We start from the raw sequence: 15,100 nt of genomic DNA, 5'->3' as shown, positions 1-15,100 counted from the left end.
CGCAGTAGCGCACCCACCAGCGAATGGGACGGCTGGCCGGCGGTTGCGATCATCATCCACGCCAGCGGCAAGGCCCACCTGCCCGGCTGCACGCACATCGTCCCGACCGACATCCAGCCGCCCCGCTATGGGTGGGTCCCCGCCCCGTCCCCCGGGGCATGGCGCCGCCTCTCGCCCTCAAACCCGCTCCACGCCACCCAGGGCAACCCCGAGCGGGTGGCTGTGAGCCGCTGCGAGAGCTGCGACGCGACGCAATAGAGACGCTTGACCTGCCGCCATGGCCTCGTGCACGCGTGCTCCTGCCTGCCTCTTGGGACAGAGGTGGGTCTCGTCTACCCCTGCCCCGAAGGGATCTCTCGTAGCCAGGGCATGCTCAGCCCGTGTCGGGCAGGATCGGATGGGTTCGCCACACATCCAGCCAAAGAAGGGATTCACTACCTTGAACGCCTCCACGGTCCAGAGCGCCCGCCGCTTGGTCGCCCTCTTTGCCACAGAGAACCCCGAGATGACTGCGCGGGAGCTACTCGAGCGCATCGACGAGTTGGCAGAGAGCATCAGCTCGGCCACCGAGCGGTCAAAGTGTCGCAACTGCCGGAAGCCCATCGAGCTGGGTCCTGGCGAAGACAATTGGGTCCATTGCAATCCTGCCCGCAACCGGGGCTGCAGGGCAGCGTCCTTCGACTACGACGCCGAGTCTGCGTGGGACGAGTCTCTGGCCCGCTCTTGGAAGGCCCAGCCTTCGGCCTGAGATACGGCCGGCGCAGATGTCTTCCCCGACGCCCTCCAGCTATCCGCTAGCGGGTGCAATCATGCGCAAGGGCGACCTACCAACCAGGCCCCGAGCGCAGGCATTCCAGGCGGCTCGTGCCTCTTCCTCACGACGGCCGCAAGGGTGTGCCTCAAACCATGCCCTTGAGGATGATCAACAGTCCTTCGGGTGCGCCTGATCGCAGCCGACTCTCCCACGTCTCGCGTGATCCTCTCAGGACACACCGCGTTGTCAGCGGCTCTGCTTAGCCTTGAACGACCAGCAAGGGCTTGCCGTTAGGGAAGGAACAGCCGATATGGCGGAGCGTGGGGGGCAGGCTGCTGCCTTCGGATTTCAGTACCAATATCTGGTCACGCTTGAGGAGCTACTGGCCACCGCTGAGGGGCTGCGCCCAGGTGTAAGTGCGGCGCTAATCGAACCAACGTGCACCATCGGAGAGGCAGCCCACGACACAGACGCGATCGACTTCGATTTGGTGGGTCACGGCAGTTCCCCCGTGCTGGCGGCACAAGTGAAATCGGGAGGCCCTGGCACCGAGCTGTCCGCCCCGGCCGCCTTTGCCGTACTCGTGCGGATGATCAAGGCCAGGCCGAGGGCCAAGACCTACAGCTTGATCACGAATATGAGATTGCATGCCAAGGCCGTTCACCTGAACCGCCTCCTGGACCTGACCGATCCTGAGGAGTTGCGACTGAAGCTGGCCACGCTTCTGGAGCGAAGTCCGAAGCAGGAAGAGAACCTGCACAGCCTTAACCACGACGAGTTGTCACGGTTGAGTCGCGCTCGCATCGTGCCGGATTCCCGCGAGCCTCATGAGCTGCGCGAACACCTGCGGGAGCGTATCAGGAGGTTTCGTTCGAAGCAGCGCAGCGGCCTCGGCCTGCGTTCGGCAGGGCGCATGACCAATCACCTGGTGTCGGAGATCTTCCGAAGGGCCTGCGGTGAGTTCGACGGTGTGCTGACCCTGGATGAATTCCGTTCCGAACTGCTGACAGAGTCCACTCACCTCGCCCACGACCTGGGGAACTTCGACTGGGGCATCATGGTCGGGCCCGTCCCTTCACAGCCGGATCTACCCAGGCCTGAACTGATGGCGAGCCTGCACCGGGCGCTCACTGAGTCACCCGAGGACCGAGTGGTACGAAGCTGTGCCGTGCTGGGCCTGTCCGGGATCGGGAAGACCAGTGCCGCTGCCGCCTATGCCCACGACGTCGCGGATTCGTACGACCAGATCTTCTGGCTCGATGCGGAAAGCGATGCAGCTCTGGTTGCCTCCTACCGCATCCTGCACGATTGGCTCGCGCCGCAGCACGAGCAGGCGAACATGGACTCCGAGGTCCTGCGGAACAGGGTGCGCGCCCTCCTGAGCGCACTCCCAGGCCGATGGCTCATGGTCGTCGACAACGCATCGGACCGTCGCCGACTCCTCCCTTGGTTGCCCACCGGTGGACGGGGCCACGTGATCATCACTTCCACCAACCAGAGTAGCTGGGCAACCCACCCACGGCGGGTGAACGTCGCACAGCTCACCACCGACGAGGCCGTCTCATTGGTCCGACTCCGCCTGTCCGCGGACAACGCCCTGTGGAGCGAGACGCATGAGCAGACGGCAACCGAGCTGGTGCGGAACCTGGAGCACTGGCCTCTGGCCATCGAGCTGGCCTGTGGCTACCTGGCCGGCTGTGGGCTCGGACTCGCGGAGGCGCCGCGCTACCTGGAGATTATCCGTGATCGAGCGCTGGACGACGAGCAGTCGGTCCCAGCCGATTACCCTCGCACGCTGGTCTCGGCCATCCTGGTGGCACTGCAGCGGATCGGCCGCGCTGCGAAAGACGAGCGGGAGCAGGACACATCGAGTGCGGCACTCGCATCGATCATCGCTGCCTCGTACATGGCCTCCCGCCAAATCCCGCTCCAGCTCATGGTCGCTGCGGCCGTGCTATCGAAAGAGTCAGCGCTACGCAGTGGCCTGAAGGGGCCGATGGTCATGGTCGAGTCGCCTCGGAACTCTCTCAGCGTGCTGGAGATCCACCGCGCCCTGCGGAGCGAGTCCCTCGTACAACGAGGCGAACCACTCAGTGCGGGCGCCCCACATCAAGACGGGCCGGATCACAACGACGAGCTCGACGAGACGATCAGCATCAATGAGATCGTGCAGCATGTCGTACGAGGACGGCTGGAAGGCTCCGGCAGCATGGAGCCGATCCTCAGCCGCGCCGCCTTTCACACCCAGGGCTGGCTCGCGGAGTTCATCGACGACGAGGACGAACACCGCATGCACCAGCTGGTCCCTCACGCACAATGCCTCGCCGGGCACGCCCTTCGGCTCGGGATCACCTCCGACGATCTCGCCGTCCTGTACGGCAACCTCGGAACGGCTCACCTCCGTACGGGAAGTCTGGACGAAGCCCGGATCGCCTTCGAGTCGGAGTTGGCCATCCTCATGGACCGCACGGTCCCGGCACCGGTACTCGAACTCAAAACACGGGTGCCCCTCGTTGATCTGATGAGGAAGCAGGGTGCACGACTGGACGACTTGCTCCCGCACCTGATGCGCATCCACGAACTTGCCCAGCAGATCGCGAAATCTCGCCCGATCGACGCGGTCAACCCGGTCGCCAATGTCCTGGTCACGCTCCGTGCAGCAACACATCGCGAGGTGCCGGGCGAGCCGGTGGCCGGTCTGATCACCGACCTGCAGACGCTTGCCGAACGGCTCCCCAACACGGCCGTCTCCGAGTTCCTTGCCGAGATCGGCCGGATCACGCAGGCCTTGAGTGGCAGGGACCTGCCCGACCACGAGATCGAGCAACGGTGCCGGACATTGCTGAGCGATCCTCGGCTTCCCCTGGCAATGCGGATCAACGTAATCGCCCTGTTGGCGGAGGCTCTGGCGTTCCAGAAGTGCTGGAGCGGAACTGAGGCCGAGCTCGCGAAGCTCGCCGGCTTCGCGACAACTTCGACTTTGGACCCCATGCCCATTGCGACCGCCGTCCACAACGTCGGCTTGCAAGTCGGCATGGCCTTCATCCAGAACGACACCGCGGCCCTTCCCGTGCTCCGCAAGCTGGTGGAAATCATCAACCATCCCGATGGGGAACGTCTGGCAAGAGAGCCCGACCAGCCGCTGAAGCTACTGGTGCTCCAACTCCTGGGCGCCGTCGATGGTGGCGACCGGACCGAAATCAAGACGCTCCTTGCAGCGCTTGAAGGAGCGGACAAGTCCCTACTCGACCCAGCGCACGAGATCGGGTGGCGGCTGATCGCCTCCATGGCTGCCATGACAGCCACTGCAGCCCTTTCGGATTGAACCGCAGAAGTTCATCTGGGAATCCGCTGCTCGACAGCCCCATCCGAGGCACAGCTTTGGACGAACGATGCTCTCGCCACGGATGGGGCCGCGCTACGCCTCCACCGCACTGAGCGGCGGGGGCCGCCGACCCAGCACGAGTCGCACGACCCGGTGCGGGTCGCGTCCGTGGGACGCCGCCCGGTTGCGCAGCCGGAATGGGCTCGCCGCCAGGCCGAGCGACCCCGGCAGGACGCAGAACGGGAGACGGCCAGTCGATGTGGTGTAGCCCACCGTGCGCAGTCGCCCACTGGCCAGCGGCGAGTCCCCTCCGAGACTCTCCACGGGGACAATATGCTGAGGATGAAGCCCCGTTGGGGAGCCGCTGGGAAAAATCGGCCGCATCCGGCGGCAGCACGGCGAAATGACCTGAAGGATGGATCGCCGCAGCTCAGAGCAGCTCTCCAGTCGATTTTCGCAGGTCAGCGGCTTAGGGGTGAGGTGTGCAGGCGCGTGTGCATGCCCAGGCGCAGGCAGGGAACGCGCAGGGGAAGACGTGCGAGGCGATCGAATCATGACCGACAAGAGGATCATCACGGTGATCGGTGCCACCGGGCGGCAGGGCGGTGGTCTCGTCAGGGCGGTCCTGGCCGACCGGGACGGGGACTTCGAGGTCCGTGCCGTCACCCGGCACCCGGAATCCGACGCGGCGCGGGAGCTCGAGCGGCTGGGTGTGGCGGTCGTCCGGGCCGACATGGACGACGAGGCCAGTCTGGCGCCGGCCTTCGAGCACGCGTACGGCGCGTTCGTGGTCACGAACTTCTGGGAGCACATGTCCGCCGAACGCGAGAAGGCCCAGGCCCAGGCCGTGGCCCGGGCCGCCTCGCACGCGGGGGTGCAGCACGCGATCTGGTCCACGCTGGAGGACACCCGCGACTGCGTTCCCCTCGACGACGAGCGGATGCCGACCCTCCAGGACCACTACAAGGTGCCCCACTTCGACGGCAAGGCGGAGGCGGACCACTTCTTCACCGAGGAGGGAGTGCCGACGACGTTCCTGCGCACGACGTTCTACTGGGAGAACCTGCTCGGCTCGTTCGCTCCGCAGCGCGGCGAGGACGGCGTGCACCGGCTCGCCTATCCCATGGGCGACAAGCGGCTCTCCGGCATCGCGGTCCAGGACATCGGCAGGACCGCTCTCGCCGTCCTTCGGCGCGGGACCGACCTCATCGCCGCCACCGTCAGCATCGCCGGCGAGCATCTCAAGGTCGCCGACATGGCCGCGGCGCTCACCGAATCGGTCGGCGAGCCGGTGCGCTACCAGCCGCTCACCCCCGACGAATGGCGGGCGCAGGGATTCCCCGGCGCCGACGAGACGGGCAACATGTTCCAGTACTACGCCGACTGCGAGCACCGCGTCACCGCGGCCCGGGACCTCACCGCCGTCCGCGACCTCAACCCCGCCCTCCAGGACTTCGCGACCTGGCTCGCCGCCCACCACGAGCAGCTCCGCACCGCGTGGTCGTGACGCGTACGCTGCCGGTACGGACTCCTCGCCGGCGGGAGCGCTCGTGGGCACCGTTGATCCACGTACGCAGGGGCTTGAGGCGTACGAGCGACTGGCGTGGCGGGACGCGTACGAGCAGTTGTCGGCCGCCGATCTGCGGGCGCCGCTGGGGGCCGACGATCTCGACCGGCTGGCGCGGGCCGCGTACCTGACCGGTGCTGTGGAGGCGGCGACCGGGGCCTGGGAGCGGGCCCATCGCGCGTTCCTGGGCCAAGGGGATCAGGGCTTTCAGAGCGACCAGGGATCTCAGAGGGGTCAGGAACACCGGGATCCGGGGGATCACGGCGATCCGGGGGATCAGGGCGCTACGGCCTCGGCCGCGCGGTGCGCGTTCTGGCTCGGGCTCACGCTGCTGCTCCAGGGAGAGCACGCCCGCGGCGGCGGCTGGCTGGCCCGGGCGCAGCGCGTCCTCGACGACGCGGCGCTCGACTGCGCCGAGCAGGGATATCTGCGGGTTCCCCCGGCCCTGCGGGCCCTGGACGGTGGCGACGCGGAGGCGGCGAGGCGCTCGTTCGTGGAGATCACGGAGATCGCCGACCGCTTCGGTGACGCCGATCTGCGGGCGCTCGGCGGGCTGGGGCAGGGCCAGTCGCTGATGGCGCAGGGGCGGGTGGCGCAGGGTGTGGTGATGCTGGACGAGACGATGGTGGCGGTGACCACGGGAGAGGTCTCGCCGATCACGGCCGGCATCGTCTACTGCGCGGTGATCCTCGCCTGCCGAGGCGTCTTCGACCTGCGCCGCATGCGGGAGTGGACCGCGGCGCTGAGTCGCTGGTGCGCCGCGCAGCAGGGCCTCCGGCCCTACCGGGGCCAGTGCATGGTGCACCGCTCGGAGATCATGCAGCTGGGCGGCGAGTGGGCCGAGGCGATGGACGAGGCGCGCCGGGCGTGCGAGCACCTGTCCGTGCCGCCCGGCGACCCGGTCCTCGGCATGGCGCTGTACCAGCGCGCCGAGCTGTTCCGGCTGCGTGGCGAGTACGTCCGGGCCGAGCGCTGCTACCGCGAGGCCGGCGCCCTGGGGCATCCGGCGCAGCCGGGACTCGCCCTGCTCAGGGTGGAGCAGGGCCGGCCCGGCGACGCGGCCGCCGCCGTCCGCCGCGCGCTCCTGGAGACCGAGGGGCCGGAGGAGCGGCCCAGGGTGCTGGCCGGCTGTGTGGAGATCGAGCTCGCCGCCGGAGACGTCGAGAACGCGCAGCTGGCGGTGGACGAGCTCGACAAGCTCGCCGCCGGTTTCGACTCGCCGTACCTGCGGGCCGTGGCCGCCCATGCCCACGGGGCGGTGCTGCTGGCCGCCGGCGAACCGGACGCCGCGTGCATCGCGCTGCGCCGGGCGTGGACCGCCTGGCACGAGAACGGGGCTCCTTACGAGGCGGCGCGGGTGCGACTGCGACTGGCGCGGGCGTACCGCCAGGTCGGCGACGACGACACGGCCGAGATGGAGCTGGAAGCGGCCCGCCAGGTCTTCGAGCGGCTCGGTGCGGAGCCGGCCCTCGATGAGGTGCGGCGGCTCATGGGACGAGCGAACCGGGCCGGGCGCCCGGGCCCCGGAGGGCTGACGCCGCGCGAGATCGAGGTGCTCCGGCTGATCGCGACGGGCGCGTCGAACCGGGAGATCGCGGAGAGCCTGGTGATCAGCGACAAGACGGTCGCCCGCCACGTGAGCAACATGTTCACCAAGCTGGGCGTCTCCTCGCGGGCCGCCGCCACCGCGTACGCGTACGAGCACGACCTCGTGTGACCCCGCCCGCGTCGAGGTACGGAGAAACACCCATACGTCACGCATCGGCGGATTGGTGCGTGCGCCCGATGCGGACGCCCCCGCCGGGCTCGGATCCTGGCCTCGTCGGCAGAGAGCAGGAACAGGCACCGAGCAGGGAGGCCGACATGAACACGCACGACACGCGCGACACACGCGACACCCACGACACCCACGACACGCGCGCACAGCTGACGGCCGCCATGCCGCTGACCGAGCGGCGGATCCTTGCCGCAGGGGTGGACACCGCCGTCCTGGAGGGCGGTGACGGGCCGCCGATCGTGCTCCTCCACGGCCAGGGCGAGTTCGCCGCCGTCTGGCTCAACGTGGTCCCCGATCTGGTCAGGACCCACCGGGTGATCGTTCCCGACCTGCCGGGCCACGGCGCGTCGGAGGTACGGGACGGGCGCCTCGACTCGGACGGGGTCGTGGCCTGGCTCGACGAGCTGATCGACCGGACCTGCGGGGCGGAGCCGCCCGTGCTGGTCGGCCATCTGCTGGGCGGCGCGATCGCCGTGCGGTACGCGGTGCGGCACGGCGACCGGCCAGCCCGGCTCGTCCTGGTCGACACCCTGGGTCTCGGCTGGTTCCGGCCGGCGCCGAGCTTCGCGGTGCCCATGATGCGCTTCGTCGCCCGGCCCACCGCGAAGAGCCGGGACCGCCTCTTCGACCGGTGCTTCCTCGACATGGACCGGGTCGGCGAACAGGCCGGGGAGCACTGGGAGCCGCTCCTCGACTACGCCCTCGACCGGGCCAGGACACCGGGCGTGCAGGCGGCCCTGCGCAGCCTGATCCCGCGGGTCGGTGTGCCGCCCGTCCCGCCCGCCGGCCTCGCGCGCATCGGCGTCCCCACCGATCTGATCCACGGCCGGCACGACCTCCAGGTACGCCTGCGGACGGCGCGGGCGGCGAGCGAACGGTACGGCTGGCCGCTGCACGTCATCGAGGACTGCCGGGACGACCCGGCCGCCGAACAGCCGGGAGCGTTCCTGGACGCGCTGCGCACGGCGATGGGCACGTCGAGGGTCCCCGGGGACCTCTGACGCCGGGCGTGTGACCTCGCGCGCCGGGGGAAGCCTGTGAGCCGGTGCGTACGGGACGGGACGGGACGCTGTGACGGACGGGAACATGGACGCGACCGACGCGGACGCGACGGACGTGGGCGTGACGGATGTCGAGGTGACCGACGCGGACGCGACCGGCGCGGACGTGACCGACGCGGACGCGACGGACGCGGGCACGAGGCGGCGGCGCGCTGGTCGGCCTGGCGCACGGCCGCCTGGGGATGGCCGTGGAGGCGGCGGCGCGCTGGCCGGCCTGGCGCGCGGCGGTACAAAAGCAGGCCGGGACGGCGGCGCGGCCGGACGGCTACGGGGCGGGGACGTACCTGCTGCTCAACGCGGTGTCCGGGCCGCTGGACGAGTCGGCGCTCCTGGCCGTGCGGGCCGTCGGGGCGCGGCACGGCCTGCCCGTCGAGGGCGTCTCCCCCGCCGGCGTACCCGGTTACCGGCCGCTCGACAACGACCGGGCGTTACAGGTGGTTTCCCTGCCGCAGGAGCGGTTCCTGGACGCGCGGCGCCGGCTGGAGAACCTGGACGCGGCGCTGCGTGCGCCCGCCGCTGACCGGCGACTGGCCCGGTCTGCTCGCCGACGCCCACCGGCAGCTCATGGAGCAGACGTACGGGCCGATGCCCGAGGGCTACGTGCTGCCCCCGGAGCTCGCCCCGCTCGGCTACGAGCACGGGCCCGCGCTCGCCAAGCTCGTCCAGAGGCACCTCGACCGCCTGGCGGCCCGCGGGCGCTGAGGGATCACGGCCGTGCCGGTGACGCGGCCGCGCCGCGATGCCTGAGGTTGACGGCCACGGCCCTGGCCAGTGCGACGGGGTTCAGGAAGCGCATCGGACCGATCAGCCGGGACGCGAACAGGTACATGTGCCGCGCCATCGCCTCGTCGCGCGCCGCCGCCGAGAACATCAGCCGCTCCCCCGGGTTGAACGGGCGGGCCCTGGCGGCGAATTCGACGGCCACGGACTGGTGGCCGCGCAGTCGGCGCCGGTGGGTGCGGGCGTACGCGGCGAGGGACTGGTCGAGGTCGCCGCGGCCGGTGACGGCCGGGGTGACCGCCTGCGCGAGCCACCGCGCGGACTGCAGCGCCCAACCGCAGCCGACTCCCCACAGGGGATCGCCGGTCAGGGCCGCGTCGCCGATCAGCGCGAGGCCCGGCGCGGTCGGCTCGCGGGTGACGAGCGGGTAGTCGACCGTGCCGATGATCTTCGAGACGCGCTCGGCGGAGTCGATGGGCGGCGCATCGGGCAGGGCGCGGACGAACTCGTGGAAGCTGCCCTCCAGGTCCTCCCGGAAGGCCGGCAGCCGCTTCTTGCCCGGGAGTACGGCGAGGACCGTCACCCCGTCGTCGTTCGGGAACGCGTACGCCATGTCGGGTTCGAGGAACCAGGTCTGGCCGATCCCGCCGGGCAGCGGGAGGTCCCGGAAGTGCGCGAGATAGCCGAACCGCGCGTTCTCGTGCGTCCGCGTCGGCACCTCGGCGTACTTCGCCACGGCCGAGTCCTTGCCGTCGGCGCCGACCACCAGCCGGGCCCGGATCTCGCGCTCGCCCTCCGGGCCCGACGCCCGGACGCCCACGGTGCGCCCGGCCTCCCGGACCAGACCGGTCACCTGGTAACCGAGCAGCAGCTCGACGCCGGGCGTCCGCGCCGCCAGGGACCTGATCAGCGGATCGAGGGTGCTGCGCCGGACGTTGTACGCGTAGGGCAGCTCGGGTCCCGCCTTCGCGGCGTGCGGCTCGATCCACCCCCAACGCGTCCACCAGCGCGCCTCGTTGCGGACCGCGCCCGCCTTCTCCAGCGCCGGCACGAGGCCGAGTTCGTCGAGGACCGGGTAGGCGTTGGCCGTGATGGAGTGGGTGCACAGCACCTTGTACGCCTCGGGGTCCGAGCGCCGTTCGAGCAGTGCGACCCTGACGCCGCGGCGCGCGAGCAGGATCGCGGCGGCGCTGCCGGCGAGACTCGCTCCGCTGATGACGACGTCGTAGTCGTGTCCCGTGCTCTCAGGCCTGGTCATGCGCTGATCGCCCCCCTGTGGGTGTGCTGCGGTGAGTGCGGCTCTGTTCGGTGTAGAGACCAACTGCTGTCAGGAGCATGACCGTTTGTCAAGAGTGGCGGCCGGCTCCGCGACCGGAACCGGGCCAGGCGGCGCGAAACGGCGGCGGTAACCCGACGTTGAGTATTCGTTGAACGCTCCTTGACAACGTTTTCCGGCGAGAACACCCACATCGGCGCGCATGTCGAAAGGATCATCCATGGCTCACAGGCCGCGCAGATCATCCGGCCGGACATCGAGACCCCGCCGCCCCGCCCTTCTTCCCTTCGGGCTGGTGGCGGCCCTGCTCGCCGGGCTCGTCGCCGTGATCGGGCAGGCGGCTCCCGCACAGGCCGCCTCCGCGGACGGCTCGTACGGCTGGGCGTACTACAACAGCCTGGGCACGACGTCGAACCCGGACTGGATGAGGACCGTGCCGGACGACACGCCGCTGGCGTTCATGTCGATCCCGGGCACCCACGACACCATGGCCTACTACGGCGGGGATCTCGCGACCGCGCAGGAGTGGTTCCCGCCGGATTCGCAGACCGGACTGACGCAGCAGCTGAACTCCGGTATCCGCGCCCTCGACCTGCGGGTCTATCCCAACGGGACCGATCCCGACGACAAGTTGTGGCTGTACCACGGCATCGCCGGGCAGCACCACGCGCTGGGTGAGGGGGTGCTGGATCCGCTGACGAAGTGGCTCGCCGCGCATCCCTCGGAGACGGTGCTGGTGAGCTTCAAGAAGGAAGGCGGCTCCTGCGGCGACGACGCCGCGGCGGAGATGGACGCCGAGCTCAGGAAGTACACGGAGAAGGTCGCGTACAAGCAGTATTTCTGGGGCCCGTCGGTCCCGCGTCCCGACGGAACCCCGAGGCCGGCACCGCCGAGGATCGGCGACGTCCGCGGGAAGATCGTCGTCAACACCTTCCGCGGTGCCTGCGGCGGCACGATCAACGGCTGGGGGCTGAACTCGGGGAACAGCGAGCGCCTCGTCGAGGACGCCTACGAGTTCACCGTCTCGGACGCGAAGTGGAAATGGGACCGCGTCCGGACGAAGATCGAGGTGGCCAGCGAGGACACCGACCCGGACCACCTGTACTACACCTGGCTCAACGGCGCCGGCGATCCGGGCAGTGGTCTGGCCGGCGGCTTCCCGTACCAGACCGCCGGCGGCTGGCGGGGCTACTGGGGCGTCAACCACTGGGCGTACGACTACTTCGACCACGCCGACATCGCCTACAACACCGGCGTGTTGATGATGGACTACCCCGGCGGCGGTCTGGTCGCCCAGATCATCAACCGCAACCCGGGCCAGGACGGCCGGCCGGTGCCGGTGGGCTGGAAGAGCCAGGACCGGCGGAGCTTCGCGACCAGTGACGACCGCACCGTACGCTCCCGGTTCAGCGGCCGGTGCGTGGAGGTGGATCCGGCCGACGGCGACGGCCGCCGGGACGGCGGCCGGGTGCGCCAGCAGGGCTGCGGCCAAGGGACTCAGCAGCAGTGGTCGTTCGACGACCGGTCGCGGATGGTGAACGGCCACAGCGGCAAGTGCCTGGACGCGGACGTGTCGAACGGACGCATACGGCAATGGAGTTGCGGAGACGGGAAGAACCAGCAGTGGACGTTCGCCGGCACCTGGCTCAGGAACGCGGCGACCGGCCAGTGTCTGACCGTCTTCGACGCCTACGACGACTCGGAGTTCGTGCTCAGTGCCTGCGCGGGCAACGACACCGACCACCCCGGCACCCCCGCCAACCCCGTCACTCCCCCGCCCGGCAGGGACCCGACGGCCGCCGGTGACCCCGTGGACACCAGCCCCGACGACCGGGGCACCAAGCCGGCCGCGAGCGGCGACTGCCGTCCGGACGGACTCACGCCGGTGCCCGGGACCAGCCCGCGCTACTGCGACGTGTACGACGGCGAGGGCCGCGAGTGGCTCGGCAACGGGCGCAGCCGGCGCGTGGTCGGGTACTTCACCGGATGGCGCACCGGCGGCAACGGCGAGGCCCGCTACCTGGTGAAGAACATCCCGTGGAGCAAGGTCAGCCACATCAATTACGCCTTCGCGCACGTGGATCCGTCGCACCGGATCGCGGTCGGCCCGGAGGCCACCTCGTTCACCTGGCCGGGCGTGGCCGGCGCCGAGATGGACGCCTCGCTGCCGTACCGCGGCCACTTCAACCTGCTGACCCGGTACAAGCGGGCGCACCCGGCCGTGAAGACCCTGATCTCGGTGGGCGGCTGGGCCGAGACGGCCGGCTTCTACCGGATGGCGACGAACGCCGACGGCTCGGTGAACCAGGCCGGCATCGACACCTTCGCCGACTCGGTGGTCGACTTCCTCGGCCGGTACGGCTTCAACGGCGTGGACATCGACTACGAGTACCCGTCGAAGCTGCCCCAGACCGGCAACCCGACGGACTGGTCGCAGATCACCGACGCCCAGCGCAAGGGCCTGCCGGACGGCTACAACGCGCTGATGAGGACGCTGCGGGCGAAGCTGGACCGGGCGGGCAGCGCCCAGGGGCGCTACTACCTGCTCACGTCGGCAGCCTCCGGCTCCGGCTATCTGGTGCGCGGCACGGACGCCCAGCCGGCGCTGCGGTACCAGGACTTCGTCAACGTCATGACGTACGACCTGCACGGTTCCTGGAACGACTACGTGGGCCCGCAGGCTCCGTTGTACGACGACGGCCGCGACGCCGAGCTGGCGAACGCCACGGGCGGCAGCGTGTACGGCACGCCGGAGTTCGGGAAGACCGGCTACTTCAACACCGACTGGGCGTACCACTACTACCGGGGCGCGCTCCAGCCGGGCCGCATCAACCTCGGCATCCCCTACTACACGCGCGGATGGCGGAACGTCAGCGGCGGGGTCGGCGCGGGGCTGTGGGGCGGCGCCAAGGGCGACCAGTCCCGGTGTCTGCCCGGGACCGGTCTGGGCGGGCAGGCGTGCGGCGACGGCGCCACCGGCGTCGACAACATCTGGCACGACCGGGACGCCTACGGCCAGGAGGTCCCGGCCGGCTCGAACCCGATGTGGCACGCCAAGAACCTCCAGGACGGCAAGGCGCCGGCCTATCTGTGGAACTACGGCATCGATCCGGCCGCCCCGCGCGCCGGCTCCTACGAGCGCCACTACGACGACACCCTGAAGGCGCCGTGGCTGTGGAACGGGACGACGCGGACGTTCCTGTCCACCGAGGACGAGCAGTCCGTCGACGCCAAGGCGGCGTACGTGGCCGACCGCGGGATCGGCGGCGTGATGGTGTGGGAGCTGGCCGGTGACTACACGCGGCGCGACAGCGGCGAATGGGGCATCGGCTACGACCTCACGACGCGGCTCGACACGGCGCTGCGCGGCGCGGGCGCGTACGGGGCGGAGCGCGCCGGTGCCACCGCGCTGCCCCGCCAGGTCCTCGACGTGACGGCGGAACTGGTCGACTACGGTACGGACCTGTACCCGCTCCAGCCCAGGCTGCGGATCACCAACAAGTCCGGGCAGCCCCTCATCCAGGGCACCGAGATCGCGCTCGACCTGCCGACGTCCACGTCCGCGCTGGTCAAGGACGGGTCCTGGCAGGAGCTCAAGGGGCTGACCGCCGGGCACACCGGCTCCAACGCGGGCGGTCTGAAGGGGGACTTCCACCGGCTCACGCTGAAGCTCGGCTACTGCGAGGACATCCCGGCGGGCAGGTCGAAGGACATCGACGTGAAGTACTACCTGCCGATCACCGGCCCCGCGAACGTCACCTTCAAGGTCGGCGGACAGGAGTACGGCTCCACCGGCGACGCCCGGCGCGGGGTGAGCGTGATCGACCCGCCGGCGCCGGCGGACGGCACGGCCTGCCAGGCGGCGCCGTGGAGCCGCCACGCCTACAACCCGAACCCGTCTTTCGCGTTCTGGCGGACCGGAGACAAGTGGATCATCGAGGACCGCAACAGCGGCAACGTCCTCGACCACCCCGGCGGCTGGGGCGACGCGCACCTGGTCGACAAGCAGGACGGCAACCAGAACCAGCTGTGGGACGTGCGGGAGGACGGTGGCGCGGGCTGGTACCGGATCACCTCCGCCAGCAGCGGCCACGACCAGTGCCTCGGCGCCACCACGGCCCGCTCCGCCCTGACGGTGCGGGACTGCGACGGCGGCGTGGACCAGTGGTGGCGGCTCGCCCCGCTCAGCACCGATCCGGCGACCGCCGGCAGGCCGCTGCTCGACCGGACCGTCTCGGGCGGCCCGGTGCACGGCACCGCGTACGGGCTCGCCGCCTACGCGGACGGCGACGACTGGTGGGCGGCCCCCGCCTACCTCGCCGCCCCGGAGGACTCCGGCACCTCCCCCGGCACCCGGATCGTCGCCGGGGACACCACGGGCGCCTGGGCCTCCACGGTGTCGTGGAACGGGTTCTACTGGCGCGCGAAGTGGTGGAACAGGGCCGATGACGAGCCCGGTGCGAGCGACGCCTGGCAGCAGCTAGGCCCGACGCCGTAGCCGCGCCAAGGCCATGAGTGCGGCCCGTCGCGGAAGCGGCGGGCCGCACCCGGTACCGGCCCGAGAGCTGTCCGACCCCGGTGGAAGAATGATCACCGGGACCCATCACGGCATTCACGGGG

7 protein-coding genes are annotated in these 15,100 nt (G+C 70.3%); 6 read left to right on the top strand and 1 reads right to left on the bottom strand.

Annotated features, from left to right (window positions below):
• Positions 1-1,064: 1,064 nt before the first annotated feature.
• From ACIRSU_RS05970 to ACIRSU_RS05950, 5 genes are all read left to right on the top strand, one after another.
• Positions 1,065-4,079 carry an NB-ARC domain-containing protein gene (locus tag ACIRSU_RS05970; protein WP_403789490.1) on the top strand — a complete coding sequence of 1,005 codons (3,015 nt, stop codon included), beginning with the start codon at positions 1,065-1,067 and terminating at the stop codon, positions 4,077-4,079.
• A 553-nt stretch (positions 4,080-4,632) separates the two neighbouring features.
• Positions 4,633-5,586 (top strand): NmrA/HSCARG family protein, encoded by a 954-nt coding sequence (locus ACIRSU_RS05965; protein ID WP_403789489.1) that lies wholly within the window; start codon positions 4,633-4,635, stop codon positions 5,584-5,586.
• A gap of 43 nt (positions 5,587-5,629) precedes the next feature.
• Complete coding sequence (locus ACIRSU_RS05960) at positions 5,630-7,363, top strand: LuxR C-terminal-related transcriptional regulator (protein WP_403789488.1); 1,734 nt, start codon at positions 5,630-5,632, stop codon at positions 7,361-7,363.
• A 146-nt stretch (positions 7,364-7,509) separates the two neighbouring features.
• The gene (locus ACIRSU_RS05955; protein WP_403789487.1) at positions 7,510-8,424 is read left to right on the top strand and encodes an alpha/beta fold hydrolase; all 915 of its coding nucleotides are present in this window, start codon (positions 7,510-7,512) and stop codon (positions 8,422-8,424) included.
• 564 nt (positions 8,425-8,988) lie between these two features.
• Entirely contained in the window at positions 8,989-9,186 is a 198-nt protein-coding gene (locus tag ACIRSU_RS05950) for a hypothetical protein (RefSeq protein ID WP_403789486.1), read from the top strand.
• A gap of 4 nt (positions 9,187-9,190) precedes the next feature.
• Here ACIRSU_RS05950 and ACIRSU_RS05945 read toward each other — a convergent pair whose 3' ends face one another.
• A complete protein-coding gene (locus ACIRSU_RS05945; protein WP_403789485.1) occupies positions 9,191-10,462 on the bottom strand; it encodes an NAD(P)/FAD-dependent oxidoreductase in 1,272 nt (423 codons plus the stop codon).
• Positions 10,463-10,700: 238 nt separating this feature from the next.
• Between ACIRSU_RS05945 and ACIRSU_RS05940 the strand changes: the two genes are divergently transcribed.
• Entirely contained in the window at positions 10,701-14,978 is a 4,278-nt protein-coding gene (locus ACIRSU_RS05940) for a phosphatidylinositol-specific phospholipase C domain-containing protein (protein WP_403789484.1), read from the top strand.
• Positions 14,979-15,100: the final 122 nt, after the last annotated feature.

Source organism: Streptomyces sp. NPDC101160, assembly GCF_044768205.1.
In the GTDB taxonomy this organism is placed as follows: domain Bacteria; phylum Actinomycetota; class Actinomycetes; order Streptomycetales; family Streptomycetaceae; genus Streptomyces.
Note: the sequence above shows the minus strand (reverse complement) of the source record. Positions and strands in the feature narration are given on the sequence as shown.